Source organism: uncultured Sphingomonas sp., from assembly GCF_913778135.1.
Taxonomy (GTDB): domain Bacteria; phylum Pseudomonadota; class Alphaproteobacteria; order Sphingomonadales; family Sphingomonadaceae; genus Sphingomonas.
In genome coordinates this window covers 1-4,913 of record NZ_CAJYVU010000072.1, presented here as the reverse complement: position 1 = coordinate 4,913, position 4,913 = coordinate 1, and the positions used below count along the sequence as shown (strand labels likewise).

Annotated in this window: 5 protein-coding genes and 1 pseudogene; 4 read left to right on the top strand and 2 right to left on the bottom strand. The window is 65.9% G+C overall.

Annotated features, from left to right (window positions below):
• Positions 1-389, bottom strand: a 389-nt coding sequence (locus tag QZ847_RS07125; protein WP_294354793.1) for a Maf family protein, incomplete at its 3' end; no start/stop codon positions are given.
• Between the two features lie 27 nt (positions 390-416).
• On the bottom strand, positions 417-1,247 hold the full coding sequence (locus QZ847_RS07120; protein WP_294190612.1) for a pyruvate, water dikinase regulatory protein: 831 nt from the start codon (positions 1,245-1,247) through the stop codon (positions 417-419).
• A gap of 307 nt (positions 1,248-1,554) precedes the next feature.
• Here QZ847_RS07120 and hemE point away from each other — a divergent pair, with 307 nt between their 5' ends.
• From hemE to QZ847_RS07100, 4 genes and pseudogenes are all read left to right on the top strand, one after another.
• A complete protein-coding gene (hemE, locus tag QZ847_RS07115) occupies positions 1,555-2,577 on the top strand; it encodes a uroporphyrinogen decarboxylase (RefSeq protein WP_294354790.1) in 1,023 nt (340 codons plus the stop codon).
• Positions 2,578-2,580: 3 nt separating this feature from the next.
• The gene (locus QZ847_RS07110; RefSeq protein ID WP_294354787.1) at positions 2,581-3,039 is read left to right on the top strand and encodes a CopD family protein; all 459 of its coding nucleotides are present in this window, start codon (positions 2,581-2,583) and stop codon (positions 3,037-3,039) included.
• Between the two features lie 176 nt (positions 3,040-3,215).
• Positions 3,216-4,472 (top strand): transcription termination factor Rho, encoded by a 1,257-nt coding sequence (gene rho, locus QZ847_RS07105; RefSeq protein ID WP_294354784.1) that lies wholly within the window; start codon positions 3,216-3,218, stop codon positions 4,470-4,472.
• Between the two features lie 265 nt (positions 4,473-4,737).
• A pseudogene (locus QZ847_RS07100) lies at positions 4,738-4,913 on the top strand (TerC family protein); the annotation flags it as partial.

The following is a 4,913-nucleotide window of genomic DNA, read 5'->3' as shown; positions in this document are numbered from 1 at the left end:
ACGAACATCCGCGCCGCTTCTACGTGGCGCCACACCGGGCGACCGTTTTCCGCGATCACCGCCGCGCTGACGAGATCGTGGCGCTTGCCCGACATGCGGATCAGGTGATCGCGCGCGTCGTCGCGGTCGCGCGGCTTGTCGAGGATGGTGCCGTCGTCGAGCACCGCGAGCGAGTCCGAGCCGAGTACGAGGCGGCTCGGATGACGTGCGGACACCTTGAGCGCCTTCAATTCGGCGAGCGCGTCGGCGACGTCGCGCGGAGCCGCGCCCGTCATCGCGGCTTTCAGCGCTGCCTCGTCGGCATGCGCGGGTTCGGCGGTGAAGGGGACACCTGCCGCCGACAGCATGGCGGTGCGTGACGCGGATTGCGAGGCGAGGATGATGCTCATGGGTATGATAAGGTCGCCTGGATCAGGTCAGTCGCGCGGGTGCGCCGCGCCGCCGCGTCGCTCGTTGCATAGCGAGATGATCGCGGCGGCAGTTTCCTCGATCGAGCGGCGCGTCACGTCGATCACCGGCCAGCCATTGTCGGCGAACATACGCCGCGCGAACGCGATCTCCCGCGCGACCGCGTCGCCGTTGACGTAATCGGTCTCGGGTGCCTGGTTTAGCGAAAGCAACCGGTTGCGGCGGATCTGGATCAGCCGGTCGGCGCTAGTGGTCAGGCCGACGACGAGCGGATGCTTGAGCTGGTACAGCAGGGGCGGCGGCGGGCTTTCCACCACCACGGGGATGTTGGCGGTCTTGTAGCCGCGGTTGGCGAGATAGATCGAGGTCGGCGTCTTCGACGAACGGCTGACGCCCGCCAGCACGATGTCGGCCTCCTCCCACTCTTCCCACGCGATCCCGTCGTCGTGCGCGATGGTGAACTGAATCGCATCGACGCGCGCGAAATAAGCGGCATCGAGCACGTGCTGGCGCCCGGGCCGCGCCTTCGCCTGCTGCCCGAGCAGCCCCGACAAGGCGTCGTTTACCGGATCTAGCGGCGCGACCATCGGTAGACCGAGCGCGTGGCAGCGTGCCTCCAGCGCGCGGCGCGTCTGCGGATTGACCAGGGTGAAGATGACGAGGCCAGGGTTCTGCGCGATCTCCTGACAGATGCGGTCGAGATGCGCCTCGGTGCGGACCATCGGCCAGAAATGCCGCACCGTTTCCACGTCGTCATATTGCGCCAGCGCCGCCTTGGCGATGTTCTCCAGCGTCTCGCCGGTCGAATCCGACAGCAGGTGCAGGTGCAGGCGGACCATGCCAGTGCTCAGGATCGATCTGTGGACAACATGGGGACGGGGGCTAGCGTAACTCGGCCGACCCGCCAAGCGCGCTTCCCGCCTGTGGACGAGCGCCCACTTGTCCACAATCCCGCCAACGCCTGCCCGTTTTATCCACAGCCTGTGAGTCGTGGTGGCGGTTGAATCGAATCCCGGCAGAATCGCGTGTCAGGCGGAGTCAATCTGTTGGCATTAGGTGTGCGAACGCATAATCCCCGGCGCCCACACGCCTACAACATCAACAACCCTCATTTTTAGATTCTTCTATTGAAGAAGGGAGTACCGATTGACCGGCTCCAAGCCTCTGCTCGCGGTTCTGAAAGGTGAAATGCGTGCGCGTCCACCGGTGTGGCTGATGCGTCAGGCCGGGCGTTACCTGCCCGAGTATCGCGCACTCCGGGCCGACAAGGGCGGCTTCCTCGCGCTCGCGACCGATCCGCAAGCGGCGGCGGAGGTGACGGTGCAGCCGATCCGGCGCTTCGGCTTCGACGGTGCGATCCTCTTCTCCGACATTCTGATGGTGCCGTGGGCGCTGGGGCTGGAGCTGACCTTCGGGGTGGGCGAAGGGCCGCGACTGGCGCCGGCGCTGGTCGAGGCAGACCTGGCCGCGCTCACGCCCGATCTGTCGCGGCTCGATCCGGTGTACGAGACGGTTAGGCAGGTAGCCGCGATGCTGCCCGCGGAGACGACGTTCCTGGGGTTCGCGGGCTCGCCGTGGACGGTCGCGACCTACATGGTGGCGGGCGCGGGATCGAAGGATCAGGGCGCGACACGCCTGCTCGCCTACCGCGACCCGGCACGCTTCGGTGCGATCATCGACCGCGTCGTAGACCTGACGGTCGAGTATCTCTCGCGGCAGATCGAGGCGGGGGTTGAGGCGGTGCAACTGTTCGACAGCTGGGCGGGGTCGCTCAGCCCGGCGCAGTTCGAGGCTCACGTGATCCAGCCCAACCGCGCGATCGTCGATCAGCTGCGCGCGCGCCATCCCGGCGTGCCGATCATCGGCTTTCCCAAGGGTGCTGGCGCAAAGCTGGTCGATTATGCCGCGGGCGTCGCACCCGACGCGATCGGGCTCGACGAGACGGTCGACCCGGCGTGGGCGAACGCGGTGCTGCCGGCGGGCATGCCGGTGCAGGGCAATCTCGACCCGCTGCTGCTGGAGGCGGGCGGCGACGCGCTCGACACGGGCGTCAGGGGGATCATCGATGCGCTGGCAGGACGCCCGCACGTGTTCAATCTGGGGCACGGCATCGGGCAGCACACGCCGATCGCCCATGTCGAACGGCTGCTCGCCGTGTTAAGGGGCTAGGTCATGGAACCGGGTTTTCTGGGCGCGACGTACCTGTGGGTCAAAGCCGCGCATCTGATCTTCGTCATCTTCTGGATGGCGGGACTGTTCATGCTGCCGCGCTACCTCGTCTACCATCAGGAAGGGCTCGGCGACCCCGCAGAGGCCGCGCGCTGGACCGATCGCGAGAACAAGCTGCGCCGCATCATCCTGACGCCCGCAATGGTGATCGTCTGGGTGCTGGGCATCCTGCTGTCGATCAATGCAGGATTGCTGGCGGGCGTGCCGGGCCTGGGCTGGCTTCATGCCAAGCTGCTGATCGTCGTACTGCTGTCGGGCTATCACGGCTGGGCGGTCGGCTACGCGAAGAAGCTGGCGCGGGGGCGTACAGGCGTGTCCAACAAGGCGCTGCGCATGATGAACGAGATTCCCGCGCTCGCCGCCACGCTGATCGTCATCCTGGTGATCGTGAAGCCGTTCTGATCGGAGCGCGCGGGCCGGCAGCGCGCGCTTGACTTGGCTGGCGGCCGATCTTAGGTCGATCACACGGTTGAGGCACGCCCGTGCCTCGCCGCCTCCCCCAGCGTTTCCGCCAGCGATCTCCTTTTCCGCCGGATCCAGCTTCTCCCTATTTACCCGATCACATCGGACCGACGACCATGCATCTGAAAGACCTGAAGAAGAAGGCTCCTGCCGAGCTCGTCCAGCTGGCCGAGGAACTGGGCGTCGAGGGCGCCTCCACGCTGCGCAAGCAGGACCTCATGTTCGCGATCCTAAAGGTTCAGGCGGAGAACGGCGAGCAGATCATGGGCGAGGGCACGATCGAGGTGCTCACCGACGGGTTCGGTTTCCTGCGCTCGGCACAGGCAAACTACCTCGCCGGCCCCGACGACATCTACGTCAGCCCGAACCAGGTGCGCAAACACGGCCTGCGCACCGGTGACACGGTTGAGGGTGAGATCCGCGGACCGAAGGATGGCGAGCGCTATTTTGCGCTGGTCAAGATCACGCAGGTCAATTTCGAGGACCCCGAACGCGTCCGCCAGCGCGTGAACTTCGACAATCTGACCCCGCTCTATCCCGAAGAGCGGCTGAAGCTCGAGATCGAGGACCCGACGATCAAGGACAAGTCGGGCCGCGTGCTCGACGTCGTCACCCCGCTGGGCAAGGGGCAGCGCTGCCTGATCGTGGCGCCGCCGCGCGTCGGCAAGACGATCATGATGCAGAACATCGCGCGCGCGATCTCGATCAACCATCCCGAGGTGTTCCTGCTCGTCCTGCTGATTGACGAGCGGCCCGAGGAAGTCACCGACATGCAGCGTACGGTGAACGGCGAGGTCGTGTCGTCGACCTTCGACGAACCCGCGACGCGCCATGTCCAGGTCGCCGAGATGGTGATCGAGAAGGCCAAGCGTCTGGTCGAGCACAAGAAGGACGTCGTCATCCTGCTCGACAACATCACGCGTCTGGGTCGCGCCTACAACACCGTGGTGCCGAGCTCGGGCAAGGTGCTGACGGGCGGCGTCGACGCGAACGCGCTTCAGCGTCCGAAGCGCTTCTTCGGTGCGGCACGCAACATTGAGGAGGGCGGCAGCCTCACCATCATCTCGACCTCGCTGATCGACACCGGCAGCCGCATGGACGAGGTGATCTTCGAGGAGTTCAAGGGCACCGGCAACTCCGAGATCGTGCTCGACCGCAAGGTGGCCGACAAGCGCATCTTCCCCGCGCTCGACGTGGGCAAGTCGGGCACCCGCAAGGAGGAGCTGCTGGTCCAGAAGGACAAGCTGTCCAAGATGTGGGTGCTGCGCCGCATCCTCATGCAGATGGGCACGATCGACTCGATGGAGTTCCTGCTCGACAAGATGAAGAACTCCAAGACCAACGAGGATTTCTTCGACAGCATGAACCAGTAAGGGCAGGGGCCGGGCGGCGCGTATCACGCAGGTGGCGCGCCGCCGGTTTCCGTCGGTTCGTCCTTGCGAGCGAAGCACCGCTATCCAGGGCGAGACGCGCCGGACTTTGGATGACTTCGCCGGGCTCGCAATGACGGCATCGGCATCGCGGCGCGGGGCGGGTCCCCGCGCCGTTCTTGTATGTGGGCGGCTTCTGCGTAGGACGGGGATACAAGCGCCGCGGCCACGAGTTGCGGTGACATCATCCGGGAGCCGACCCTTGTCCATCCTCACTCTACTTGCCGGGGCTGCCAGTGCCGCAGCCGCCGGGCCGGGATCGCCGGCCGAAATCTGGCAGCACATCCTCGCCGACTTCTCCAACATCACCGAACCCGCCGCGCTCGCCGCCTTCGGGTCGGTGCTGATGATCGACCTGGTGCTGGCGGGCGACAATGCGATCGT

Bases quoted from the DNA above. Each gene is read 5' to 3' on its own strand.
- QZ847_RS07120 (WP_294190612.1), bottom strand. From the start codon at position 1,247: ATGGTCCGCCTGCACCTGCACCTGCTGTCGGATTCGACCGGCGAGACG.
- QZ847_RS07110 (WP_294354787.1), top strand. From the start codon at position 2,581: ATGGAACCGGGTTTTCTGGGCGCGACGTACCTGTGGGTCAAAGCCGCG.
- rho (WP_294354784.1), top strand. From the start codon at position 3,216: ATGCATCTGAAAGACCTGAAGAAGAAGGCTCCTGCCGAGCTCGTCCAG.